At 60.4% G+C, this 24,926-nt stretch carries 23 protein-coding genes, 1 tRNA gene and 1 pseudogene; 19 read left to right on the forward strand and 6 right to left on the reverse strand.

Going from position 1 to position 24,926, the window contains the following annotated elements; all coding sequences use genetic code 11:
- Positions 1-75: transfer RNA gene (locus BLJAPNOD_RS24170), tRNA-Lys, on the forward strand.
- 130 nt (positions 76-205) lie between these two features.
- Positions 206-700, forward strand: coding sequence for a ferritin-like domain-containing protein (locus BLJAPNOD_RS24175; protein WP_077505031.1), 495 nt, complete (start codon positions 206-208; stop codon positions 698-700).
- 133 nt (positions 701-833) lie between these two features.
- Here the strand turns inward: BLJAPNOD_RS24175 and BLJAPNOD_RS24180 are convergent, their stop codons facing one another.
- Positions 834-1,901, reverse strand: coding sequence for an SDR family oxidoreductase (locus BLJAPNOD_RS24180; protein ID WP_077505032.1), 1,068 nt, complete (start codon positions 1,899-1,901; stop codon positions 834-836).
- A 95-nt stretch (positions 1,902-1,996) separates the two neighbouring features.
- Between BLJAPNOD_RS24180 and BLJAPNOD_RS24185 the strand changes: the two genes are divergently transcribed.
- The 11 genes and pseudogenes from BLJAPNOD_RS24185 to BLJAPNOD_RS36485 all read left to right on the forward strand — a co-directional run.
- The gene (locus BLJAPNOD_RS24185; RefSeq protein ID WP_077505033.1) at positions 1,997-2,902 is read left to right on the forward strand and encodes a LysR family transcriptional regulator; all 906 of its coding nucleotides are present in this window, start codon (positions 1,997-1,999) and stop codon (positions 2,900-2,902) included.
- 176 nt (positions 2,903-3,078) lie between these two features.
- Entirely contained in the window at positions 3,079-3,744 is a 666-nt protein-coding gene (locus BLJAPNOD_RS24190; RefSeq protein WP_077505034.1) for a TetR/AcrR family transcriptional regulator, read from the forward strand.
- Complete coding sequence (locus tag BLJAPNOD_RS24195; RefSeq protein WP_115421728.1) at positions 3,741-4,685, forward strand: LysR family transcriptional regulator; 945 nt, start codon at positions 3,741-3,743, stop codon at positions 4,683-4,685. Before BLJAPNOD_RS24190 ends, BLJAPNOD_RS24195 begins: the two co-directional genes overlap by 4 nt.
- 74 nt (positions 4,686-4,759) lie before the next feature.
- On the forward strand, positions 4,760-5,542 hold the full coding sequence (locus tag BLJAPNOD_RS24200; protein ID WP_077505036.1) for an SDR family oxidoreductase: 783 nt from the start codon (positions 4,760-4,762) through the stop codon (positions 5,540-5,542).
- 100 nt (positions 5,543-5,642) lie between these two features.
- The gene (locus BLJAPNOD_RS24205; protein WP_115421729.1) at positions 5,643-6,407 is read left to right on the forward strand and encodes an SDR family oxidoreductase; all 765 of its coding nucleotides are present in this window, start codon (positions 5,643-5,645) and stop codon (positions 6,405-6,407) included.
- A 21-nt stretch (positions 6,408-6,428) separates the two neighbouring features.
- Positions 6,429-7,364, forward strand: a complete 936-nt coding sequence (locus tag BLJAPNOD_RS24210) for a substrate-binding domain-containing protein (protein ID WP_077505038.1) — start codon at positions 6,429-6,431, stop codon at positions 7,362-7,364.
- Between the two features lie 48 nt (positions 7,365-7,412).
- Positions 7,413-8,942, forward strand: coding sequence for a sugar ABC transporter ATP-binding protein (locus tag BLJAPNOD_RS24215; RefSeq protein ID WP_077505039.1), 1,530 nt, complete (start codon positions 7,413-7,415; stop codon positions 8,940-8,942).
- Positions 8,939-9,928 carry an ABC transporter permease gene (locus BLJAPNOD_RS24220; RefSeq protein WP_077505040.1) on the forward strand — a complete coding sequence of 330 codons (990 nt, stop codon included), beginning with the start codon at positions 8,939-8,941 and terminating at the stop codon, positions 9,926-9,928. The genes BLJAPNOD_RS24215 and BLJAPNOD_RS24220 overlap by 4 nt, the downstream gene beginning before the upstream one ends.
- 101 nt (positions 9,929-10,029) lie before the next feature.
- Entirely contained in the window at positions 10,030-10,818 is a 789-nt protein-coding gene (locus tag BLJAPNOD_RS24225) for an SDR family oxidoreductase (protein ID WP_115421730.1), read from the forward strand.
- Positions 10,819-10,841: 23 nt separating this feature from the next.
- Complete coding sequence (locus tag BLJAPNOD_RS24230; protein ID WP_244611065.1) at positions 10,842-11,222, forward strand: hypothetical protein; 381 nt, start codon at positions 10,842-10,844, stop codon at positions 11,220-11,222.
- An 11-nt stretch (positions 11,223-11,233) separates the two neighbouring features.
- Positions 11,234-11,549 (forward strand): annotated as a pseudogene (locus BLJAPNOD_RS36485) (SDR family oxidoreductase); the annotation flags it as partial.
- A gap of 495 nt (positions 11,550-12,044) precedes the next feature.
- Here BLJAPNOD_RS36485 and BLJAPNOD_RS24240 read toward each other — a convergent pair.
- The 5 genes from BLJAPNOD_RS24240 to BLJAPNOD_RS24260 form a co-directional block, all read right to left on the reverse strand.
- Positions 12,045-12,485: a type II toxin-antitoxin system HicB family antitoxin gene (locus tag BLJAPNOD_RS24240; RefSeq protein WP_115421732.1), complete on the reverse strand. Its 441-nt coding sequence runs from the start codon at positions 12,483-12,485 to the stop codon at positions 12,045-12,047.
- Positions 12,486-12,490: 5 nt separating this feature from the next.
- Positions 12,491-12,679 (reverse strand): type II toxin-antitoxin system HicA family toxin, encoded by a 189-nt coding sequence (locus tag BLJAPNOD_RS24245; RefSeq protein WP_077505054.1) that lies wholly within the window; start codon positions 12,677-12,679, stop codon positions 12,491-12,493.
- A gap of 552 nt (positions 12,680-13,231) precedes the next feature.
- Entirely contained in the window at positions 13,232-14,677 is a 1,446-nt protein-coding gene (locus BLJAPNOD_RS24250) for a sulfatase-like hydrolase/transferase (RefSeq protein WP_115421733.1), read from the reverse strand.
- Between the two features lie 153 nt (positions 14,678-14,830).
- On the reverse strand, positions 14,831-15,889 hold the full coding sequence (locus BLJAPNOD_RS24255) for a LacI family DNA-binding transcriptional regulator (protein WP_115421734.1): 1,059 nt from the start codon (positions 15,887-15,889) through the stop codon (positions 14,831-14,833).
- A gap of 64 nt (positions 15,890-15,953) precedes the next feature.
- Positions 15,954-17,144 carry a glycoside hydrolase family 88 protein gene (locus tag BLJAPNOD_RS24260; RefSeq protein ID WP_115421735.1) on the reverse strand — a complete coding sequence of 397 codons (1,191 nt, stop codon included), beginning with the start codon at positions 17,142-17,144 and terminating at the stop codon, positions 15,954-15,956.
- 156 nt (positions 17,145-17,300) lie between these two features.
- Here BLJAPNOD_RS24260 and BLJAPNOD_RS24265 point away from each other — a divergent pair, with 156 nt between their 5' ends.
- From BLJAPNOD_RS24265 to BLJAPNOD_RS24290, 6 genes are all read left to right on the forward strand, one after another.
- Complete coding sequence (locus tag BLJAPNOD_RS24265; RefSeq protein ID WP_115421736.1) at positions 17,301-18,224, forward strand: sugar ABC transporter permease; 924 nt, start codon at positions 17,301-17,303, stop codon at positions 18,222-18,224.
- A 37-nt stretch (positions 18,225-18,261) separates the two neighbouring features.
- Positions 18,262-19,110, forward strand: coding sequence for a carbohydrate ABC transporter permease (locus BLJAPNOD_RS24270; RefSeq protein ID WP_115421894.1), 849 nt, complete (start codon positions 18,262-18,264; stop codon positions 19,108-19,110).
- Between the two features lie 47 nt (positions 19,111-19,157).
- Positions 19,158-20,240: a sn-glycerol-3-phosphate ABC transporter ATP-binding protein UgpC gene (gene ugpC / locus BLJAPNOD_RS24275; RefSeq protein ID WP_115421737.1), complete on the forward strand. Its 1,083-nt coding sequence runs from the start codon at positions 19,158-19,160 to the stop codon at positions 20,238-20,240.
- Positions 20,241-20,274: 34 nt separating this feature from the next.
- Positions 20,275-21,561 carry a sugar ABC transporter substrate-binding protein gene (locus tag BLJAPNOD_RS24280; RefSeq protein ID WP_158556159.1) on the forward strand — a complete coding sequence of 429 codons (1,287 nt, stop codon included), beginning with the start codon at positions 20,275-20,277 and terminating at the stop codon, positions 21,559-21,561.
- A 110-nt stretch (positions 21,562-21,671) separates the two neighbouring features.
- Positions 21,672-22,958, forward strand: a complete 1,287-nt coding sequence (locus tag BLJAPNOD_RS24285; RefSeq protein ID WP_115421738.1) for an ABC transporter substrate-binding protein — start codon at positions 21,672-21,674, stop codon at positions 22,956-22,958.
- A 59-nt stretch (positions 22,959-23,017) separates the two neighbouring features.
- Entirely contained in the window at positions 23,018-24,892 is a 1,875-nt protein-coding gene (locus BLJAPNOD_RS24290) for a DUF2264 domain-containing protein (protein WP_115421739.1), read from the forward strand.
- Positions 24,893-24,926 lie beyond the last annotated feature (34 nt).

Consider the following 24,926-nt stretch of genomic DNA (forward strand, 5'->3'; position numbering starts at 1 on the left):
GGGTGATTAGCTCAGTTGGTAGAGCAGCTGACTCTTAATCAGCGGGTCCACGGTTGAGCCCGTGATCACCCACCAAAACTCCCTTGACGCACATCGATTTCGACGAAGCGATGCCTAGGGCGTCCTGTATTTCAGACATACGAGCCGGAACGATTCCGCCGTTGGATGCTTTCTCCCCTGCAATCATTTGCCAAGGAGAGAGTTTATGAAATCGCTGGCTGATATCTTCGAACACACGCTGCAGGATGTCTATTTCGCTGAGAACGCCATCACGAAGGCGCTTCCAAAGGTCGCCAAGGCCGCGAAAAGCGCTGAACTGAAGAAGGCGGCCGAGGAGCATCTTTCGGAAACGAAAGAGCAGATCAAGAAGTTGGAGCAGGTCTTCAAGTCAATCGGCAAGACGGCATCCGGCGAAAAGTGCGATGCCATCGAGGGCCTGATCAAGGAGGCCGACGGTTTGATGAAAGAGGCCGAAGGGACAGCGCTGGACGCCGGTCTTCTGGCCGCCTGCCAAGCTGTCGAGCACTATGAGATCGCCCGCTATGGCTCGCTTCGCGAATGGGCCAAGGACCTCGGCCATGATGAAGCGCACAAGCTTTTGAGCGAGATCCTCGACCAGGAGAAGGCGACCAACAACAAGCTCACCAACTTGGCCGTCACGTCGATTAACAAGACCTCGGCGCGTTCAAAGGCGGCATAGCAAAACAAGGGCGGCACTAACCGCCCTTTTGCACTACACATCGTTCGGTGTGCTTGCGGGAAAATGCACGTGGTCGCCGAGTGGGCAAGTGCGACCACCCAACGACCGTCTGTGCAGCTAATGTCTGTTCAGATCAGGGAATAATGCGTTCCGCCCTGAGCCGGTCGAACACATCGATGAAGGAGCGTTCGGTATCCTGCGTCTCGGCAAAGCCGAGCGCTCTCGCCTTTGCCATCGAGTGCACGCATTCCATCGGGCGCCCGAGGTCGAGATCGGTGTGCCAGGCCGAGGCGAGACGATCGAGCTTGTTCGGCTGAAGGCCATGGTCGCCGACAAGGCGAGCCCAATCGTTGCCGAGATCTTTCATCTGTTCGGCAAGGGAGTTGTACTGCCCGGGGTAGTCCGCCACCGGGATCTCGAAGTAGTCGGCGATCGTCTGCCACAGCTGTTCCCAACGAAAGACATCGCCATTGACCGCGTTGAACGCTTCGTTGCGGGCGTTCGGCTCGGTGCCAGCCCAGACGATCTGCTTGGCGAGGATCCGTGCATCGGTGATGTCATTGAGGCCGCGATAGGCAGTCGGGCTTCCAGGGAAACGGAATGGCCGGCCGGTCGCCTTGCAGATCGAGGCGTGCGTGGCAAGCGTCGCGCCGATGTTCATGAGGTTGCCGACCGCATAGCCGATGATCGTATGGGAGCGATGGACCGACCAGCCGAACCTGTGCTCGGCGGCATAGGCCATTACGATGTCTTCGAGCTCGTAGTAGAAGTTCTTCTTCGGCAGCCGGGGCGCCGTTTCGCGGAACGGCGTGATCGGCTGGACCTTGCCGTAGTCCTCGAAAGGCCCGAGATAATGCTTCGTGCCTGTGACAACGCCGACGTGCTGCAGGCAGCCCTTGTCCTTGAAGGCGTCGAGCACATTCTTCAGCATGTCGCCGTTGAAGCGAATGTTCTCGTCTTCGTTCGCCCCAAGCGTCCAGGAGCAGTAGAAGACGTGCGTCGGCGCCAAGTGGGAGAGGGCGGTAATCGCCTCGTCCCGCTTCAACAGATCAACGGCGTGCGGCTTGATATAGGACGATCCAAGCGGTGGCCGGCGTGAGGCGCCGTGGATTTCCCAGCCGCCGAGGTCTCTGAGATGTTCTGCGACGTTCAGCCCGACGATACCCGTCGCACCGACGATCAATGCGCGTTTTTGATACATGGATTCCTCCCTTTGAGACGTGTGGGCGAGAGGATGACGGTTTGCCCTCTGGTCAGCTAGGTGGCTTTGGGGAATAACTGAAGTGAACATAATTCATGAAGGTCGCCGCAATGCAGAACCGCGCTCTTGAGATGGAAGTCTTCGTGGCGATTGTCGATGCTGGCAGTTTCTCGGCGGCCGCCCGGCTCTTCTCTATGTCGCCATCGGCCGTCAGCAAGCTGGTCACGCGGCTTGAAAAACGTTTGGGCGTCCAGTTGGTCGTACGCTCGACCCGCAGTTTCCGCCTGACCACTGAGGGAACCGATTTCTACAAGACCTCACGCGCAATCGTGCAAGAAATTGACGAGGCAGAAGCAAAGATTGCCCGCAAGGCGGAGGCCGTCGGCGGGCTCTTGAAAGTCAGCACCAACCTGCCTTTCGGCACGCACGTGCTGTCACCTCTCGTCGTCCGGTTTCTCGACGAAAACCCAGGCATGCGCATCGATATCGAGTTCAGCGACGAGCCGGTCGACCTGATCGCCGAGAAGACCGACATCGCGATCCGGACCGGTTCCCTCCGCGATTCTTCGCTCCGATCCCGACGGTTGCTGGAATCACCCAGGCACGTCGTTGCCGCACCGGAGTATCTGGCCCGGCACGGTGAGCCGGTGCGTCCCGAGGAGTTGCGCCAGCATGCGTGCCTGACTTTTGGCGGGCGCCCACACCTCAATACCTGGCAGTTCAGAGATCCTGCCGACGGGACGTTGGTTTATGTCGATGTGAGTGGGCGGCTGTTCGTCAACAATGGCGAATCCATCAGGCACTTCGCGCTTGCAGGGGCTGGCATCGGGCGGCTTTCCGGGTTTCACATCGACCGTGATCTTTCCGAAGGACGGCTCGTGCGGCTGCTCGAGCCATGGGATGCAGGGGAGAGCGAACCGATTTCGGCAATCTACTCGGCCCAGACGCATGTGCCGCAAAGAATCCGTAGGTTTCTGGATTTCCTGGTGCGGTCCATCTGACACGGAAATTATCAAATGATAAATTATCACTTGATCAGTTCCGGTGGCGGTGGTAATTCTTATGTCAGCTCAGGGAGAGAGCATGGGAGGTTCCCGGCCGCTATTCAGGTCGGAGCCAAGTCTGATTTTCAAAAGCATGAAGGGCTGACACCACCCGTGTGTCGGAACGATAGGCTATGGCAAAAGCAGCACGAAAATACCTTGATGCGGCCGACCGCGAACAGCAAATCCTGGAGTTTGCGATCGATTTCGTCGCCCAGAGAGGGCTTCGATTTACGACACGGGAGCTCGCCGATGCGCTGGGCGTTTCCCAGCCTCTGCTATACCGCTATTTCAAGAACCGTGATGACCTGCTTCAGAAGATCTACGACGAAGTCTATCTGAAACGCTGGGATCCTGGCTGGAACGAACTGCTTGCGGATCGCTCGCTCTCGATCCGGGAACGCCTCGTTCGCTACCTGACCGCCTACACGGAGGCCATACTGGATGAGCGCTGGATCCGCATCTTCATCGCTTCGGCGCTGGAAGACCCTCAGATTACAAAGAAATATCTGGGCCTTTTGCACGAAACGACCTTTCCGCTGATCTTTGCCGAGATTGCAGTGGAAGCCGGTGTTCCCGTTCCATCGGGGCCGCAGGCCGACGAACTGGCACTCGAGATTGTCTGGGGCTTCCACTCGAGCTTCTTCTACATGGGCGTGCGCAAGTACATCTACCGCAACAAGATACCGGATGACCTCGATCCCATCATCCGGGCGCGTGTGGAAGTCTTCGTTGCCGGTCTTGTCGAGAGCATGCCCCATCTCGGGCAGTTCCTGCCGGAAACGGAGGTGGGCCGATGAACAGCATCCAGGACCTCCGCGTCTTTTCGGAGATCGTCAAGTCGAACAGCTTTTCGCTCGCGGCCTCGAAACTCGGCCTGTCGCCGGCAACGATGAGCGGGCGGCTTAAGGCGCTTGAATGTCATTTCGGCGTCGCGCTCCTCAAGCGGACGACGCGTTCTCTCTGCCTGACGGAGGAGGGACGGTATCTGTTCGAGACATCACAGGCGATCCTTGAGGATTTCGAGCGCCTCGACAAGACGATGCGCCAACGCAAGAAGAACCCGAACGGTACGGTGACCATTGCCGCGCCCTCGGAGTTCGGGCGGAAATATCTGATCCCACTGACCAATGAGTTCGGCTCTGCACATCCGGAAATCGGCTTTCGCCTCATCCTCGGCGATGACGACGTCAATCTGGTTGATGACGACTGCGATATCGTCATCCGCTTCGGTGCGGTGCCCGACAGTGCGCTCACCACCCGCAAGCTGGGCGAGAATCCGATGGTCATCTGCGCCGCACCCGACTACCTGGCGCGCAGCGGCGCGCCGGACGCGCCTTGCGATCTGGCGGTACATAACTGTCTCATCTATCTCGACGGCAAGGTCATTGCTGATAAATGGGTGTTCGCCGTTGACGGCGAACCGATCATTGTTGGCGTCAGCGGCAACCGCATCGTCTCCGACCGGCAGGCGCTGATCGACCTCGCGAAGGCCGGCCAAGGGCTCATTCGCGTGTCGTCCTGGGACGTCGCTCGCGAATTGGAAGAAGGGACGTTGATCGCGGTCCTCAAAGACTTCGACTGCGACCCCGAGATCATCCATCTCCTGTCCGAACCGCGACACCGCCTGCCTTTGCGGACGGCCGAGTTCATCGATTTTCTCCTGCAGCGGGTGAAGCGCCTGAGCCGCAGCGCAGAGCTCTGCAGGACCGAGTATCCAAGGCTGCGCGGCGCCGCCTGATCGCGTTTCACATCGCCCTCACTCCGACGGTGCGTCTTTCCGGCCACCGAACGACGACGCATGGAGATTTTTCAATGGACTATGGTCTTGCTGGCAAACAGGTGCTGATCACAGGTGGTGCCACGGGGATCGGGCGCGCGATCGCCTCCGTCTTTCTCGCGGAGGGAGCAGATGTCACCGTGAGCGGCATCAGCGCCTCAGAGGTCGAGGATGCAATCGCCATTCTCGGCACGCGCTGCCGGGGGATTGCGGGTGATCTGACGGCCGACGGTGAGGCCGAGCGGCTCTATGCCTTTGCCAAGTCGCACCGGACCGTCGACATCCTCATCAACAACATCGGCATCTTCGAGGTTCGCGATTTCTTCGAGACGACGGACGAGCACTGGTTCCGCTATTTCGACGTGAACGTCATGACTGGCGTGCGGATGTCGCGGCTGGTCTTAAAAGACATGTTGGCGCGCGGTGAGGGCAGCGTGGTGTTCATAAGCAGCGAAAGTGCGGTCAAACCGCAGCCCTGGATGGCCCACTACGGCGCCATGAAGACCTGCCTGCTCGGTCTGTCGCGGTCGCTTGCCGAGTTGACGAAAGGCACCCGGGTCAGGGTCAACACCATCCTGCCCGGTCCGACGAACACAGAAGCTGTTCGACGCTACCATCAGGAAATCGCCGACGAGAAGGGGACGACCCGCGACACCGTCGTCTCCGACTACTTCGATGAAACCGAGCCGACGTCGCTCATCCGGCGGATGATCGAGCCGGAGGAGGTGGCGCGCAGCGTCGTGCACCTTGCGGCCAGTCCGCATCTCAATGGCATGGCGATGCGGGCGGAAGGCGGGACAATCCGGGCCATTCTGTGAGCCTTCTTCAGCAGTGCTGAAGAGTGAATTCACGGCAACGTCCTCAATCCCAAGCGCCAATCGGTTTATCAATAAAATCAGCAGGTTTCGGGAGGTGCAGGTGAACAGATTTGATCTGAGTGGGAAGCGAGCCTTCGTCACCGGCGCTGCGAGTGGCCTTGGTCAGGCGATCGCCATTGCGCTCGCCGAGGCAGGTGCAGATGTTGCCTGCTTTGATATGCCTGGCGCTGCCGGTCAGGGTGAGACGTCGGCTGCGATCGCTACTTCCGGCCGGCAAATGCTGGCGCTTGCGGGAGACGTTACGAATCCCGTCTCGATCGAGACCGCATTCGACCGTGCCGAGCGCGACCTCGGGGAGATCGATATTGCCGTCAATAGCGCCGGCATTGCCAATGTCGGTGCCGCCGAGGCGATGCCGCAAGCGCAGTTCTTGCAGATGATGGACATCAACCTCAACGGGCTTTTCTGGTCATGCCAGGTCGAGGGGCGCCGGATGCTGGCCCGTGGAAGAGGCTCCATCCTCAACATGGCATCGATCTGCGGTTCGACCGCAATTCCCGGTCTGGAGCAGGCGCATTATGACGCGACGAAAGCAGCGGTGATCCGCCTGACAAAAAGCCTTGCCGCCGAATGGGCCGGGCGGGGCGTCCGTGTCAACTGCCTGAGCCCTGGCTTCATGGCGACCCCCATGAACAGTCGACCGGAAGTGGCCGAGAACGTCCGCAAGTTCGCCGGCATGACGCCGATGAAACGAATGGGGCAGCCGCATGAGGTAGGCGGGCCGGCGGTCTTCCTGTCCAGCGAGGCGGCCAGCTACTGCACCGGTGTCGATCTCAATATCGACGGCGGCTTTCTATCAATCTGACGACAAAGTGGAGGAGAAATCATGTCGACAGTTCTGAAATTCACCGGTGTTGCGATGATCGCGCTGTGGGCAGCATCGCCGGTGCTGGCCAAACCGGTCAAGGTCGGCTGGGTCCAGGGCAACGCGGCGTTCCAGGCCGAACAGCGCACCCAGGACGGCTTCAAGAAATATCTGGACGACAACAAGATCACGGACTGGGAGGTTACGTATCTCGACTCCGCAGGGTCTGCGGAGAAGGTCGCCAACAACATCGAGGATGCCATCAACCGCGGCGTCGACGTCATCTACGTGACCTACGCAGACCTTCGTGCTTCCAGCAACGCCCTCAAGGGCGCAGAAGCGGCGCATATTCCTGTCTACACGGTCGATTCCGGCTGGATCCCGGGCTCGACTGCGGACATCACGACGAACAATTGGCAAATGTCTGCCGAAGTATCGCTCAGCCTGATCAGTCAGATGAAAGGCAAGGGCAACCTCATCATCATCACCACCGACAAGATCAAACCGGTCCGCGAGCGCACCGACACGCTGCGCGCGATTCTGAAGGAGTATCCCGAGGTCAAGATCATCGGTGAGTACAACTTCGACGTGGCGAACTTCTACCAGGAAACCGTGAACGCGGTGCAGGACTTCGCAACCCGCTATGGCGATGAAATCACGGCTGTCTGGACCCCGTGGGACGAACCGGCACAGGCAGCGATCACTGCGCTCCAGGGGGCTGGATTGACTGTGCCTGTCTCCGGCATGGACGGACATCCCGAAGCGATCAAGGCGATATGTGAGCCGAACTCCATGTTTGTTGCGACCGGACGGCAGCAGTTCGAGGAATGGGGCGTCAACCTGGCAAGTTACGCCAAGCGTGTCCTGGTGGATGGAGCCCACCCGAAGGAAGTCACGAATGGCAAGGACATCGTCTACTACGGTGCCACGCTTTTCACCAAGGACAACTGCAAGTGAACGGGTCGGACGGGCGGCGTTTCCGCCCGTCCACTTCGGAGGTTCAACATGTCGATTGTTCTTGAGAACATCACGAAGCAATGGCCGGGGACACTGGCTCTTGACGGCGTGTCCATTGAGGTCGTCGAGGGGCGGGTGCACGGCATTGTCGGCGAGAATGGTGCCGGCAAAACGACGCTCGTCAGCATTCTGAGCGGCGCTGTGCAACCGACGGCCGGAACGCTCAGCATGGCGGGGCAGTCGGTGGCTTTCGAAAACCCGGCAGCAGCCGTTGCCAACGGTGTTTCGCTCGTTTCGCAGGAAGGCAGCCTCGTGCCCCATCTGACTGGGGCGGAGAACATCTGTCTAGGCTTTGAGCCGGTGAAAAGTCGCTTCTTCATCAACCGACGCGAAGTCCAGCGGCAGGCGGAAACCTTGGCGAAACACTGGTTTCCGGACACGGCGATTGAACTCAATCGCAAGGTCGACGAACTTGCCTACGCGGACCAAAAGGTCATCGAAATCCTGCGAGCACTGCATTCGCGCCCAAAGGTTCTGATCCTCGACGAGCCAACGGCAACGCTGCCGGCCAAGGAGAAGCAGAGCCTCTGGACCCTGATCCGCCAATTGTCCGATGCCGGGATGGCCGTCGTCCTGATCAGTCATTTCCTTCAGGAGGTGATCGATCTATGCGACGAGATAACCGTGCTGCAGGACGGTCGCAAGGTGAGCCATCTTTCCGCCGAGCACCACCAGGTGACCGAGCGGCAATTGATCGATCTCATGCTGAACCGCGGGCAGGCGAGCGAGCAGCATCGCTCACTGAACAGTGCGCCGACGGAACGCACGCTGGCAGATGATGCGGAGATCGTCGTCGATGTCCGAAGTTGGCAGGGCGCACGGTTCCATATGGACGGCCTGACGGTCCGCAGCGGGGAAATCCTTGGGCTGATCGGACTTACCGGTTCCGGCCATTTCGAGTTCGCCCAGTCGCTCTTCGAACCGCGCCTTGCCGGCGAAGGCCACTATCGGTTCAAGGGCAGGGATGTCGGGCGGGCCAGTGTGCGTGACATGAAAAGATACGGGGCTGCCCTCATCCCCGATCATCGCATGATCAACGCGATGATCGGGGATTGGACCGTCCGGGAAAACATGTCGATGGCCGGCATCCAGGAAGCGAGCCCGTTGGGCATTGTCCATGCCGGGCGCGAACGCACCGAGACGCGCCGCCTGATCAAGCGGTTGAACATCAAGACCTCGAGCACGGAGACGAAGGTCGTCGAGCTAAGTGGCGGCAACAAGCAGAAAGTCTCCGTCGCCAAATGGCAGTTCGCCTCAGAGGGAAAATACAAGCTCTTTGTCTTTCTCGAGCCCACTGAAGGCGTGGATGTGGGTGCCAAGCGCGAGATCCATGACCTCATCACCTCGCTCGCCGAAAAGGGTGCTGCCGTAATCGTCGCTTCAAGCGATCTTCTGGAAATCGCCCATGTCGCCGATCGTGTCGTGGCCTTCAGGAATGGCCGTGATGCCGACCAGATCGCTCGCTGCGACTTTAGCGAGGCTGTTTTCATCAATGCAATAGCGGGGGTGACCCAATGACCATGACAACAACTATCGTTCCGGAAAAGCCATCCCGCCCGATACGCCTTGGGACGCTTATCCAGAAATACAGCACGCTTGCCGTGCTTATCGTACTCTTTCTGGCGTTCGCGATCGGCACGGACCGGTTCTTCACGGGCACCAACCTCGTCAACATCCTCCAGCAGATATCGATGCTGACCATCGTCGCCGTCGGGCTGACTTTCGGCTTCGCCGCCAAGGAAATGGATCTGTCCGTCGGCTATGTCGTCGGTCTTGCCGGTCTGCTCGCGCCTCTGCTGATGGTGGCGGGCGTGCCTATCCCGCTTGCTGTCCTTGCCGCACTCGGCGCGGGCCTCGGTGTCGGCCTCATCAATTCCGCCTTGGTCGTCGGGGTGGGCGTCCCTTCGCTGATCGCAACGCTTGCTGCCGGCTCGATCCTGTGGGGCATCAATTTCATGATCTCCGGCGGCCGCGCGATCTACGGGGGCATCCCAGCTGAGTACCTCAGCATCGGCCAAGGCAAAGTCGGTGGCATCTTACCGTATCCGGCTCTTATTATGCTGGCGGTCGTTGCCACTTCCTGGTTCGTCATGGAGCGCACGACATTCGGCCGCTACCTCTATGCCGTGGGCGGCAATGCGCGCGCCGCCGAGCTGTCCGGCATCAAGGTGCGTTCCTACCGTGTTTATGGACTAGCGTTGAGTTCGCTTTTCGCAGCGATCTCCGGGATCATTCTTTCAGCGCGCCTCGGTTCCGGCCAGCCGAACGGGGGAGAGACCTACCTCCTGGACGGTCTTGCGGCCGTGTTCATCGGCATGACGATGCTTCGCCCCGGCACTGCGACCGTCATGGGCACGTTCTTTGGAGCGCTGCTGATCGGCATCATGAACAACGGTCTCAACCTAGTGGGAATGGACACTTATGTGCAGAGCATCGTCAAGGGCATCATCATCGTCATCGCGGTATCGGTGGTCTCTCGCACGACGAAGCTGAAGCTCCTTTGACGAAGCGCAGAGCGTGGATGACAGAAGATGGAGCCTTGACGTGTTCCGCGCTTTTTGTGGCATCCTTGTCGCAAACGAGAAGCGCGTGAAGGGTAGCAGCCATGAACCTCGATCTGAAAGGCAAAGTTGTCATTGTTACCGGTGCGAGTTCCGGCATCGGGTTGGAGACTGCGAAGATGTTCCTTGCGGAGGGATCCCGCGTGGTCGGCGTCAGCCGCTATATGTCATCGGCTGCCGATCTGGGACCGCCAGACCAATGGCTGAGATTCGAGGCCGATCTTGGGGAGAGAGGGGCGGGAGAAGCCGTAGCGAACGCCGCTTTGATGGCGTTCGGCCGCATCGACGTCCTCTTCAATAATGCCGGCATCTGCCCAACACGTGGCGGGTTTCTCGATGTGAGCGATGAGGATTGGGCACAGACGCTAAACATAAATCTCATGGGCTATGTCCGCATGGCGCGGTCAGTGTTGCCGGTCATGCTCGCGCAGAAAAAGGGTGTCCTCATCCATTGTGGTTCGGAAGCCGGCCGCATGCCGCATCCGCTGCTTCCGGACTACAGCACCTCCAAGGCGGCGATCACGCTGCTTTCCAAGGCGCTGGCCCGAGAGTTCACTCCGAAGGGCATCCGTTCGAATGTCGTTGCGCCCGCTCATATTCGCACCGAACTCTGGGACCGGCCCGGCGGCTTCTTGCATGCGCTTGCCGAGCGTTATGGCACGACGATCGACGGTGCGGTCGATGCGTTCCTCGCGGAATCGAAATTGCCGGCCGGACGGCTGGGGACGGCGAAGGACGTCGCAACTGCCGTCCTTTACCTTGCCTCTGACATGGCGGAGTTCATCAGCGGCGACGTGATCAACATCGATGGCGGCGTTACACCCACTACGTGACAATGAAAATCAGGATGGCATCGATGGTTGGACATGAAGCATCGAAAGCACTTCGCGATGAAATGGCAAATGCAAGCACGCAGGTCGGCCAGTTGCTGGTGTTGGAAACGGACATCGTACGGGTCTGGCATATCATTCTCGCGCCCGGCGAGCGCCTCGGCTTTCACCGGCATGAGCTCGACTATTGCTGGATTGCGCTGACAGCGGGTCGCTCCCGCTCAATGTACCTCGACGGCAACACAGTGGACACAGACTACCTGCCTGGCGACTGCAAGGTGTTTGCATTCGCGGACAACGAGACAATGGTCCACGACCTGACTAATATCGGCGATACAAACATTGCCTTCACGACGATAGAGTTCAGAGCCTCCCTCAATCTGGATCGCTCTCGAAGAGTCTGGTGATCCATTATCCGAAGGTAGCGGTGGCTCGCTTCACGCAGACCATGCGCGCGACGACGCGCCGGACAAGATCCGCGTCAACGCCGAGTGCCCCGTCGCGATCGACACCCCCATGCTGGAAGCCGGAGTAAAGCGATCCGGGCGCACCATTGCCTATCTGGTCTATAAGCGCGTGCACTTTAGTCGCGGATCACCGGTGAAGGTCGCAGCGTTGGTAGCCTTCTGGCCTCCGAAGGCGCAGCATTCATATGTGGTTCACTTGTCGAAATCTGGCGCGCAGGCCTTTTCCTTAGGTTGGTGCCTGCGTTTCGGCAGTGGGCACGCATTTAACGTTGGCCTGATGAGACCTACCGGTACGGCTTCGGTAAGGTCATTCGTGTCGCAGTCGACGCAATTCCCAAACATGATGCTCGCCAGCTTAGGGAAAGTCGACCGGAAATCTGCAATCGGCGGTTCCCGTCAGCAACGCCCAGCGCGTCCAGAACCTCATCTATCCCGTCGTCATCGAGCCAATTGAGACCGACATTCAGGTCGACGGCAAAGCGGTTCCGCTTACGCCGGGAATGACGGTGACCATCGAGATCAAGAGCGGTCAGCGCCGCATTCTCGAACATCTGTTCTCGCCGCTGGCCGAGGTCGCATCCGGCGCGATGAAGGAACGATGAGGCGTACTGCATGGCTCATGGCGGAGAATGCTGGATCGCCCGGAGCTCTTGATCCCGGGCGGCGGTGAAGGGCGAGATAAGGCGGATCGAATAGAGGGCCTTGTGATCACCAGACCCTCAACGTCTTAGAAGGGTGAGGCAGGCACGGACAGAGTTCTGTTCAGGCCCCTAGCCGCGTCTCTGCATGGCGATCGTTGTAATCGTCGTTTGCGTGTCCGATCTCATGCCTGGCGGCTCGAACAAGGAAGCCTGATCGCGTCAGCCCATGGGCTTCGGCGAAAGCATCGATCGCCTTTAGGACGTCTTCTGGCAGGGTGATGTTTACGCGAACCGCTCTTTTGGCTTCGGTCTTGACGCCAACAAGAATTGCAACACCGTCCAGGTTATCCGCGTCTGCCATCACCGCTTCTAGTGTGGAAGGTTCGGGAATTGCTTCGCCGTCTTCGGCTAGACCTTCAATGTGTAGGGACAAGGCTTCCTCGGCCATAGCTCGAGCATCGTCGAGGTCGGTTCCAGCTGTGATCAGGCCAGGAAAGTCGGGAAAGGACACGCCGTAATCACTGTCGGCATCCTTATGGATCAATCCGATATAATTGCGCATGTTCGTTACCTCAGCTTGAGTCCGGCTTGTTTCTCGATGCTCTTCAACGTTCCGATCGGAATGTCCCTTTTCGGATGTGGAACAGTGACGCGGCCAGGCTTTTCGGGATGCTTGAATTGAACATGGCTGCCCTTGGTGGCAACTTCGTACCAGCCATCCTTTTGCAAGGCCGCAATGATCTCACCGCTTTTCATCTTCAGAATGATACACACGAATGTGTATTTCTGCAAGTGTAACATCACAACGATTGGGACATCGCCCTCAATCGAAAATGGGCTCGCCGGCTCTCGGTTGGTCAGCAACAAGCGCCGGACGCTTCATTATCGGGGTCAGTTTCCGCTATGTGCCTCGACAGTCGAATAATGCATCGACTGAAGCCGAAAGTCTTGGGTTCGTTCGACCCCATGGGCTTCAGTTTTGCCGGAGAGTGCACCACTAGTCGCCGCTGGATGAAGATTCAGTGGCATCTGGTCCACAAGGTCGCTCGCTGATCAAGGAGAACCGTAACCGGTGTTCCGCTTCCACGTTGTCCTCTCCCTCCAGAAGCCTCGGGTTCATTCCCATCAAGGCGGGGGATTGGAGGCATCCGTGCTGCCGGCTTCCGGTTGTCGAGTGGAGAGTTCGCGTTACTGATCTGAACGCGCGAGGAACGTCAGGAGCGGATTCTCGTAACTCGTTTCTGCACGACATCAGCGTAGGCGTGTGCGGTACCTGCCCGGCATTTGGTGTCCGGGACAAGTTGAAACCTAAGCGGAGTGCACACTATCCATACGCAGAATGAATTGTTGGAGCGCATCGGGAGCAAGCGCGACATGGTCTCCCGTCACTCGCATGTGCTCGACCAGTTTGGAAAACAACTCCGCGGCCAAATCTGCGCGTTCCACAACCAGGTTGGTCGTTTCCTGCGCGTCGCTTGCCAGCGCATAGAGTTCGAAGAAGATTTCATCCTTGAATATGTCGACGATGAGCTTGTGCGATTTGCAGATGATGCATCGCGAGAAATTGCCAAATGCGCCATTGCCGTCATACTGGATGAAGATGTCCCGGTGCTCGCGCGTCATCCCGCCCCTCATCGCCGGCAGCAAGGAGGTCCCGGGAAGATCAGCCGGGCGTTCGATATCCAGGAGCTCGCAGATCGTGGGAAGCACATCGATGTGGCTCACAGGCTGCTCACAGATGCCCATGCCCACCATCCCCGCAGGCAGCTTGAAGATGAGGGGTGTCCTGACGGATTCTTCATACATGCACATCTTCTGCCAGAGCCGGTGCGAGCCGAGCATCTCGCCATGATCGCTCGTAAACACGATCAGCGTTTCATCGTAGATGCCTTCGGCCTTCAGCCTGCTTACGAGTTCGCCGATGCAATGATCGAGAAGTGCGACCAGGCCAGCATAGACGCGCCAGATCTCCTTCCAATCGTCGCGGCTGTAGCGGGCGCCGAGGAAGCCGGGCAGATTGTAGAGCTGCAGCGGGCTTTGGCCGGCGAACCAAACGCCGACATTGTCTGGAGGATCAAATTCACGCGCCAGCGAAAACCAAGGTTCGGGGACATCGAATGGAGGATGCGGCGCCAGGAACATCGCGCTGAGGAAGAACGGGCGGGACCGATCGCGGTTCTCGATGGCGTCGGTCGCCGATCGCAGGATGTAGCCGTCGAAGAAACTGTCGAAGCCCGGCTCGTAGCAACCAGTCGCCGGTAGCGAATAGTTCCCGACTGAGGTAACGGCGCCGGAGGTCAGCTCCGGAACGATGCCACGAAAGCGCGCACCTCCGGGTGGCCGATGCCCTCTGGCCTGCAGAAACGCGCCATAACTGTCTTCAAGGGCGTTCCACTTGGTCCTGGTGCCTTCGCGTGTTTCCAGCAGCGGTTGGTACATAAGGTGTTGTTTTCCCGAATGCCACCCATCCCAGTCGGCTGACAGGAGGTCGTACAGGTTGGCGATGCCATCCGGGATGAAGCCACGTTGCCTGTCCGCCTCGACCCAGGGATTGATCAGGCAGCCGGTCGAATTGGGATAGCGTCCGGTGAAAAACCCGCCACGCGAGGGAACACAGAGCGGGGAAGCGCAATAGGCGTTCGGGAAAAGACAGCTGTCGGCCTGAAGCGCCTGCAGATGCGGCATGTAGGATGTGCCGATGAAATCGTAGCGAAGCTGGTCGGCCATGATGACGACGACGTTGGGTTTCTTCATGGAGGCATCCTCGCTGGTCCGGGGAGAAAAGATCGCGCGATCGTCCGGCGCTTGCCGCGTGTTATATGGTCAGGCGGTTTCGGACATCGGAGCTGGGCAGGCGGTAGCGAAGGGACGTACCGGCGGCGGTGATGCCGACAAGTCTCCATGCCGTCAGCGGGCGGGGCGCTGTCTGGGCGGCCCGACGGTCGCCCTCTCGATCAGCTTCACGCCCATGTTGACGCGGGTGATGCTCTCTTCGGCGTTGGCGATCCGCTTCATCAGCAGTTGAACACCGATCCGGCCGAGCTCCAGGCGATCGATGCTGATCGTCGTCAGCGGCGGCCGGCTGTGCATGGCAATCGCCACGTCGTCGAGCCCGATGATCGAATAGTCGTCGGGCACCGAAAGCCCCTGGCTCTGAAGCGCCTGCATGACGCCGAGCGCGACCACGTCCATGCTGCAGAAAAGGGCCGTCGCCTTGTTGAGCCTGCCGCTCTCTAGCGCCTGGCGCGTGGCCAGTTGCGCCTGGGTTTCCAGGAACCCCATCTTGCCGAGATCAATAAGGTGCTTGTCCGGGTCGAAGGCAATTCCGGCTTCTTCGAGCGCCAGACGGAAACCTTCAAGGCGGCGCTGCATCGACAATCGTCGTGGCAGGGTTACGTGCACGATCTCTCGGTGCCCGGCCTCAAGCAGGCGCCGCGTCGCAAGCCAGCCCGCAGACCAGTTGTCGGGCAGAACACTGTCCATGCGCATCGAGCGATCCATGCCGTTGATCAGAACGGTCGGCACACCGCTTGCGGCGAGCCGGTCGATCGCGGCCCGGTCATCCAGGCCGACCGCGATGACTGTGCTCGGTTCCGCGCCGCGCAGATATTCGTCGATTTCCATTGCGTTCTGTTGCGCGTCGAGCGTCAGCAACTGCACGTCGACCTTCAGCGAGTGCGCCGCCGCCTCGTCCAGCGCGCCGCGGATCACATCCTCGTAGAACTGCGAACCGGAGTAGTACTCGGCTGGAACGATCAAGGCGGTGCTTCCGATGCCGGCCTTGTGCAGCGAACGGGCGCTGCGCCCGAGGTAGCCGAGCTCTTCGGCGAGAGCCAGGATCTTCTTGCGGCTCTCGCCGCTGACGCCGCCGCGATTGTTCAGAACCTTCGACACGGATGCGACCGAAACGCCGGCTGCATCGGCGATGTCGCGCAGTGTCAGTGTGGCGAGTTGATCATCGGTCATTGGAAATGCACTCCATCAGATTCCTGCGCGTTTTGGGAGTCGCGGCGGCGGGCTTTTCGTCTGCTTACCAGAAGAATTGCGTATGCCCGAGCGACCGCATAAGGGCCTCCATGAAATAGTAGTCGCCATAGGGAAGCATGGTGTCGGAGTAGCCTGATCCGACATGGGCCGCACCATGGGCGAGAAGGCCGAGTGCCGCTGGGTCACCAGTCAGGTCGCAGGTGTCGAGCAGGCCCGCGATCAGGCGGTCGGCAAACTCGCGCCAGACTTGAGCTTCTTCGGCGGCGCATTGATCGGCGAGCATGTAGATGCCGGCTGCCATGATGGCGCCGGCGGAGCTGTCACGCGGCGCAGTCTTGGGTTCGGGCACGTCATAGTCCCACACCGGCACAAAGTCGCTGCCCATCAGTTGCTCGGCCTTGGCGGCGAGCCTGCGGGCCGCATCCAGATAGATCCTGTTACCGGTGACGCGCGCGCATTGCGCAAAGCCGTGGATCAGCCAGGCCTGGCCGCGCGACCAGCATGAGCCGTCGGCATGACCCTGGTGGGTCTCTCCGCGCAGTGCCTCGCCGGTGCTCGGGTCGAACAGGAAGGTGTGGAAGCTGGTGTCGTCGTCGCGCACCAGGTGCTTCAATGTGGTGTCGGCATGGCCATCGGCGGCCTCGCGAAAGTCGGCGCGTCCGGTTTCGCCGTGCGCCCAATATAGCAGCGCAAGGTTCTGCATCGTATCGGCGATGATCCGCCCGTTGGCGAAGTCTGCGCGCATGGAGCCGTGCGCCGGTTGCGCGTTCCACGCCTGAAGATAGCGCCCCTCCGGTCGGTACCGGCCGAGCAGCAGATTGGCGGCCTCAAGAGCGAGGGAGCGGGCTTCCTTTTCGCCGGTCATCAGCCATTCGGCCACACAGCTGAGCGAGAACTGGAAGCCAAGATCATGGTCCTGGGCGCGGCGATGCGCCAGAATGCCCCGAAAGATCGAGCGGCGGGCGCGGGCTGCGTTCAGGAATGCCGGATCTCCTGTCAACTGCGAGGCAAGCCACAATTGGCCGGCATGAAAGCTCACGACCCAGTCGTAGGGGCTGCAATAGGCCCAGCCATTGTCGCTCAAGCCGATCTTTGGGTTGCGGATGCCGATGATCGGCATGGTCGTGCGCAATTTCTCGACGCTGCGCACGAGTGCTGCCTGGTGGCGATCAACATGAGAGGTGGCGGCTGCCGGCACGGAGGCTGCGAAGTAGCTACTGGTTTCAATTTTCATGTGAGTGCTCCTGAGTATGGAAATCTTTTTGCTTATTACGTAATTTTCGTCAATAGCGAAACTTTCGCTTGACGAAGAATGTTTTCGGTTTCATTCTTGCGTCTAGTCTGGGCGTCCTTCGTGATGTCCACGGCGCCGATAAGGGAGGGTGAGGGAATGTCCATTACGGACGCATCGAATGCAGGGCCGCCTCTGAGCGTGCGACTGCGCAGCCAGTTGGGCGGCTACGGCTTCATACTGCCCTGGCTGCTGGGGTTTGTCGTGCTGACCTTGGGGCCGGCCGTTTCGTCGTTCTATCTCTCGCTCACCGACTTCGGCCTGATGGGTCCGGCCAACTGGGTCGGCGCCGAGAACTATGTGCGGATTGCCAGCGATGATCCCCGTTTCTGGACGGCGATGCGGGTTACGTTCACATTTGTCCTGCTGTCGGTTCCGCTCAAGCTGATGTTCGCACTGGCGATCGCGGTCGCGCTGAACAAGGGGCTGCGCGGCCTGACGGTGTTTCGCGCGATCTTCTATCTTCCGTCACTGGTCGGTGGCAGCGTTGCAATCGCGGTGCTCTGGCGGCAGGTCTTTGCGGGCGACGGGGTGCTAAACCAGGTTCTGGCGGCGCTTTTCGGCTACGAAGGCCCGAGCTGGATCTCGAACCCGTCCACGTCGCTCTACACCCTGGTCCTGCTCGCAGCCTGGCAGTTCGGCTCTTCGATGATTATCTTCCTGGCCGGTCTGCGTCAGATCCCGCAGGATATGTACGAGGCAGCCAGCATCGACGGCGCAAGCCGCTCCCGCCAGTTCTTCAAGATCACGCTACCGCTGCTGACGCCGGTGATCTTCTTCAATGCGGTGATCCTGACGATCGACGCCTTCAAGGCCTTCACCTCGGCTTTCGTCGTCAGCGACGGCAGCGGTGGCCCCATCGATACGACGCTGTTCTACACACTCTACCTCTACCAGGAAGCCTTCACCAACTTCCGCTTCGGATATGCGTCAGCCCTTGCCTGGGTGCTAGTGGTCATCATCGCCATTTTCACGGCGCTGTCCTTCATGTCGGCCAAATATTGGGTGCACTACGATGACTGATACCGTCTATGCGTCGAACGTCGTCGAGGCAGCCGCTATGCCCGAAGGAGCGAAATCCTCGCCGCTGAACCGGGCGCTGGTCTACGCGCTCCTGACCGCGGTCAGCTTCATCATGCTCTATCCGCTGCTGTGGATGGTCTCCAGCTCCTTCAAGCCCGAAAACGAGATCTTCGCGACGACATCGCTGATACCGCAGGAGTTTACGCTCGATGCCTATCGACGCGGCTGGAATGGGCTGAGCGTCAGCTTCGGCTACATGTTCCTCAACTCGCTGTTGATCTCGGTCCTGGTCGTCATCGGCAATCTGATATCGTGCTCGATGGCCGCCTACGCCTTCACACGGCTGCAGTTCAAGGGGCGCGGGTTCTGGTTCGCGCTGATGCTCGGGACGCTGATGATGCCTCAGCATGCGGTGCTGATCCCGCAATATCTAATGTTTCTGAAGTTCGGCTGGGTCAACACCATCATGCCGCTTGTCGTGCCGAAGTTCTTCGCCATCGATGCCTTCTTCATCTTCCTGATGGTTCAGTTCTTCCGTGGCATCCCGCGCGAGCTCGACGAGGCGGCCATCATGGACGGCGCCGGACCATTGCGCATCTTCCTCAAGGTGATCCTGCCGCTTTCGACGCCTGTTCTGGCGACCGCCGCAGTCTTCTCGTTCATATGGACCTGGGACGATTTCTTCGCGCCGCTGATCTATCTGAACGACATCGAGAAATACACGGCCCAGCTTGGCCTTCGAACCTTCGTCGATGCCACGGCGCAATCGGATTGGGGCGCGCTGCTTGCGATGTCGACCTTGACCGTATTGCCGATCTTCATCCTCTTCCTCCTGTTCCAGCGGCTGCTGATCGAAGGCATCGCGACGACGGGCATGAAGCGGTAGCGCCACGAACAAGAACCACAGAACAAGAAACAGGAAAGGGGAGCCCCATGACGACGCTCGCTTTGAAGCAAGTCCAGAAGCGCTACGGTGCCGTCGAGGTCATCCGCGGCGTCGACCTCCAGATCGGCAGCGGCGAGTTCGTCGTTTTCGTCGGCCCGTCGGGATGCGGCAAGTCCACGCTCTTGCGCATGATTGCCGGACTGGAACCCATCTCCGGCGGCGAGCTGGCGATCGGCGGCGCCAGGATGAACGAGAAGGCGGCCTCCGAACGCGGCATCGCCATGGTCTTTCAGTCCTATGCGCTCTATCCGCATATGAGCGTCTACAAGAATATGTCGTTCGGCCTTGAAACCATGCGCATGCCCAAGCCCGAAATCGACAAGCGGGTGCGCAAGGCCGCCGAAATCCTGCAGATCACCCCGCTGCTGGAACGCAAGCCAAAGCAACTGTCCGGCGGTCAGCGCCAGCGCGTCGCCATCGGCCGCGCCATCGTGCGCGATCCGAAGATCTTCCTGTTCGACGAACCCTTGTCCAATCTGGACGCCGAGCTTCGCGTGCAGACCCGTGTTGAGATCGCAAAGCTCCACGCCGACATCGGTGCCACGATGATCTACGTCACCCATGACCAGGTCGAAGCGATGACCCTCGCCGACAGGATCGTGGTGCTGCGCGCCGGCCGGATTGAGCAGCAGGGATCGCCGCTCGAAATCTACAACAAGCCGGTCAACCGCTTTGTCGCCGGCTTCATCGGTTCGCCGAAGATGAATTTCCTTGATGTTTCCGTGGTGGGTCGTCGAGACGACGGGGTTGTCATCGGTCTTGCCGGCGCCGATGTCGCCGTGCCGCTGGTCGAGAGAGCCGAGATCGGAGCGACGCTCAGCCTTGGCGTTCGCCCGGAACATATCAGGGCCAACGGCGCGGGCGGCATCCATCTCGGGACCTTGACGATCACCCATATCGAGCATCTCGGCGGCCAGACCATCGTCTATGGGCGCCTGCCCGACAAGCAGGCGCTCATCGTCGCAATGGAAGGCCAGACGCTGCTCAACACCGGCGAAACGCTGAGCGTCAGCATCGCGCCGGAACATTGCCATCTCTTCGACGCCGATGGGCGCAGGCTTGCCGACTAGGCTCAGGAAAAAACGGAACCAAAGGGAGGAATTCATGATCAATCGACGCGAACTTCTACGCAACGGCCTGCTGCTCGGCGGAGCGGCTGCATTCTCGCAGCTTCCGCTACGGACCGCATTTGCCGACAGCGCCACGATGCGGCTCTATTGGTGGGGCACGCCTGCGCGTGCCGAGCGCACGCTCGGCGTCGCTCGGCTGTTTGAAGCCGCCAATCCGGATGTCAAGATCAACGGCGAAGTCGGCGGCAACGATTACTGGTCGAAACTGACGACGATGCTTGTCGGCGGCAACGCGCCTGACATCTTCCAGCTCGAGCCTGGCCGGTTTGCCGACTATGCGCGTCGCAACACCACGCTTCCGCTCAACGATTTCCTCGGCAAGTCCATTCGCACCGACAAGCTCGCGCCGGGTGTGCTGGATCTTGGAACCGTCGACGGCAAGGTGGCAGGCATGCCGCTGTCGCTCAACGCCTTCGCATTGTTTTATGACACGGAGGCCTTCAAGCAGGCCGGGCTCAATCCGCCGGGGGCTGCGACCACGTGGGACGATTTCGCCAGGCTTTGCGTCGATCTGACCAAGGCGATCGATCGCAAGAACGTCTGGGCCGTCGGCAATGCATCGCGCTACACCTACGCGTTCGATGCCTTCCTGAACCAACGCGGCAAGCGATTGTACGGCGAGGACGGCAAGATCGGCTTCGATGTCAACGATGCCAAGGACTGGTATGGCTACTGGGAGAACCTCGCCAAGAACGGCGGCTGCGTGTCGGCCGAAGTCCAGTCGATGGACCAGATTCAGGTGGATTCGAACCCACTCGCAACCGGCAAGGCCGCCATGGCCATCGCGTTCTCGAACCAGCTTCTCGGCTACCAGTCGGCCGTGAAGAACCCGCTCGGGATCACCACCTTGCCGGTATCTGAGCCCTCGGGACCATCAGGCCTGTTCTATCGGCCGGGCCTCCATTTCGGGATTGCAAGCACCTGCGAAAATCCGGAGCTTGCTGCCCGGTTCATCGACTTCTTCGTCAACGACATGGCTGCCGGCAAGGTTCTCGGTGTCGAGCGCGGGGTTCCCGTCAACACCGATGTCAAGGACGCGGTCGTTCCGCTGATCGACGACGTGTCGAAGCGCACGGTCGATTACATCTCGTCGATTGCCGGCCGGGTCGGCGCCTATCCGCCACCGGTGCCTGTCGGCGCCTCCGAATTCGACACCCGCGCCTTCCGGCCGCTGGCCGATAAGGTGGCCTTCGGCCAGGTGACGCCCGCAGAGGCGGCCGATCAGCTGGTGGCGGAAGGTGGCCGAATTCTCAAGGGCTGATCGTCTCGGACGATCGATGGCCCTTCGCTTGTCGAAATAGCCCATGTGCCCAGGTGCGCCGCCGAAGGAGGTCGGCGGCGCACGGAAATCGAAGCTTTCGGGAGAGAACCATGCTTGGCAGACGCGAACTTTTGCAGTTGGGGTTGTTTTTCGGAGGTGCGGCAACGTTTTTGCAATCGCCGTTGCGTTCGGCCCTGGCGGATAGCGCAACGATGCGCCTCTTCTGGTTTGGCTCGCCCGCACGCGCCGAGCGCACCCTCGGTGTTGCCCGGTTGTTCGAGGCCGCAAATCCCGGCGTGAAGATCAATGGCGAGGTCGGCGGCAACGACTACTGGTCGAAGCTGACGACGATGCTGGCTGGCGGCAATGCGCCCGACATTTTCCAGCTCGCGCCAAGCCGCTTTGCCGACTATGCGCGCCGCAACACCATGCTTCCTCTCGGCGATTACCTGGGAAGCACGATCCGCACCGACAAATTGATGCCCGGCGTCCTTGATCTCGGGGCGGTCGACGGCAAGGTCGTCGGCATGCCTCTGTCATTGAATGCGTTTGCTCTGCTTTACGACAGTGTCGCCTTCGAAAAGGCCGCCATTGCGCCGCCCGGACCGACGACCACCTGGGACGACTTTGCCCGGCTCTGCATAGATATCACCAAGGCGATCGGGCGGAAGAATGTCTGGGCGGTCGGCAACGGCGCGCGCTACAGCTATGCCTTCGAGGCGTTTCTCGTTCAGCGCGGCAAGCGATTGTACGGCGATGATGGCCGGATCGGCTTCGATGCTGCCGATGCCAGCGACTGGTACGGCTATTGGGAAAGTCTGGCGAAGAATGGCGGCTGCGTGTCGGCCGAGGTCCAGGCAATGGACAAGCTGCAGATCGATTCCAACCCGCTGTCGACCGGACATGCGGTGATGGCGATTGCCTTTTCCAACCAGTTGCTCGGCTATCAGGCGCTCGCCAAGAACAGGCTGGGGATCACCTCGCTCCCGATCGCCGATGCGGCGGGACCTTCCGGCCTGTTCTACAAGGCAAGCCTGCATTTCGGGATTGCAAGCACCTCGAGGCAGCCGGAGCTTGCAGCCCGGTTCCTCGATTTCTTCATCAACGACCTCGCGGCCGGGGAAATTCTCGGGGTGGAACGCGGCGTGCCGATCAACCTTGATGTCAGGGAGCTGGTGGCGCCTCTTGTCGACGATGTCTCGAAACGATCCGTGGACTACATTTCCTCGATAGCGGGACGGGTGGGCGCCTTTCCGCCCCAGGTTCCGATCGGAGCCTCCGAGCTTGAAGAGCGCGTGTTCCGCCCGATTGCCGACCAGGTCGCCTTCGGCCAGTTGACTGTTGCTGCAGCCGGCGAGGAGCTGGTCGCGCAGGCAAACCGCATCCTCAGGAGCTGACGTTTCCAACGGCTCGCCCAGGGCCCTGCACCAAAAGCCTCCCAAGACAGGAATGGCCAATGACAGACGGCATATACCTCGACAGCCTGTTCCATCCATGGTCGGGCAATGAATTGCGCACGCGCGCCGACGTCGAGCGCGCTCTGAAATCGCTCTGGGACCCAGCCGACACCTATCGGTCGGCCGGTGGCGCGCGGTTGCGGTTCGACGCGACCGCAGCGCATTTCGATCAGGCGGCAGCCGATCTGGAGGGCTTCTCGCGGCTGTTGTGGGGCTTGGTGCCGGCTGAAGTCGGCGGGGCCGACTGGATCGACTGGGCTCCGATCGCGCGCGGCCTTGCGTCCGGCACGGATCCGCACCATGCCGAATACTGGGGGCAACCGACGGATCGCAACCAGCGCCTCGTCGAACTCGCGGCCATCGGCTTTGCGTTGCGTCTCGTACCCGAGAAGCTCTGGGCTCCCTTGGAGCCACATGAACGCGAGAACGTCGTCGCCTATCTGAAAGCAGGGCATGCCTGCCGGTTTTCCGAGAACAACTGGAAGTTCTTCCGGTTGCTGATCGGCTTGGGGCTGGATTCCGTCGGTGCCGATCACGATCGGGAGTTGGACCAAGCCTATATCGACGAGCTTGAAACGTTCTATTTCGGCGATGGGTGGTACAGCGATGGCGACGCGCGCCGTGCCGACCACTACATCCCCTTCGCCTTTCACTTCTACGGGCTCATTCTTGCCGTGCTCGACGGTAGCACCTATACGCAGCCCTATCGCGAGCGTGCGCGTCTCGCCGCCGGCGATATGACGCGATGGTTTGCCGACGACGGCGCCGCATTGGCGTTCGGTCGGTCGATGACCTATCGCTTTGCCATCGCCGGTTTCTTCGGTGCTTTGGCATTTGCCGGCGAAGAGGCGCTGCCCTGGGGGCAACTCAAGGGCTTCTACCTGCGCAATCTGCGCTGGTGGGCCAAGCAGCCGATGGCGTCGCGGGACGGTATCCTGCCGGTTGGCTACGCCTACCCGAACCTTTTGATGTGCGAGACCTACAATTCGCCTCAGTCGCCCTATTGGGCCTTGAAGGCGTTTCTGCCGCTGGCCTTGCCGCAGCAACACCCCTTCTGGAGCGCTGAGGAGGCGGATTGTCCGCCGCGCGATCACGTCGCCGTACACCGGCACACGGGCATGCTCATCAAGAACCCTCCGGGCGATGCCGTCGCGCTTTGCGGCGGCCAGCAGACGGGGCCGCAAAACACCTGGGCACGGTTCGGTGCCGAGAAATACAGCAAGTTCGTCTATTCCGCCCGCTACGGTTTCAGCGTGGAGAGCGACCCCAATCGCTTCGCCGATGCAGTCCTGGATGGCATGCTGGGTTTCAGCAGCGACGGTCTCCAGTTTCAGGTCCGCCAGGCCAATGAGGAGGTGTTGATCGCCGACGACGTCCTCTACGCGCGCTGGCGGCCCAATGACGGCATCCTGGTCGAAACCTGGCTCTACTGGCATGGGGATTTCCATGTCCGCGCCCATCGCGTGAGAACCGAACGAGCCGTTACCACGAAGGAAGGGGGCTTTGCGATCGCCAGACACGACAGGCTTGCCGAGGCACTCGAAAGTGAAGCTGGCAAGGCGGTCGTTGCGACCCCGCGAGACCTCTCGGCGATCGTCGATCTCGGCTCGTCGGTCGCTCGCATCGGCAAGGCGCATATCGCTCAGCCGAACACCAACCTGATTGCCGCACAGACGCTGGTGCCACAGTTGATGGCCGAGCTTCCTCCTGGAGAGAGCACGCTTTTTGCTGCCGTCCTGGCGAGCACCGATCCGGCTGCCGGCCGCAGCACGCTGACGCGCCTGCCACCGACCCCCGACCTGCCGACGCTTGAAGCCCTGATCAGGGCAAAGGGCCGGCAGGTCACGCTCATGAGCAGAAGTACGAGTGCCTGACCGGCTGCTGATGTCGGCCAATTTTGAAAGCTGA

Source organism: Ensifer sp. M14, assembly GCF_003355565.1.
Lineage (GTDB): Bacteria > Pseudomonadota > Alphaproteobacteria > Rhizobiales > Rhizobiaceae > Ensifer.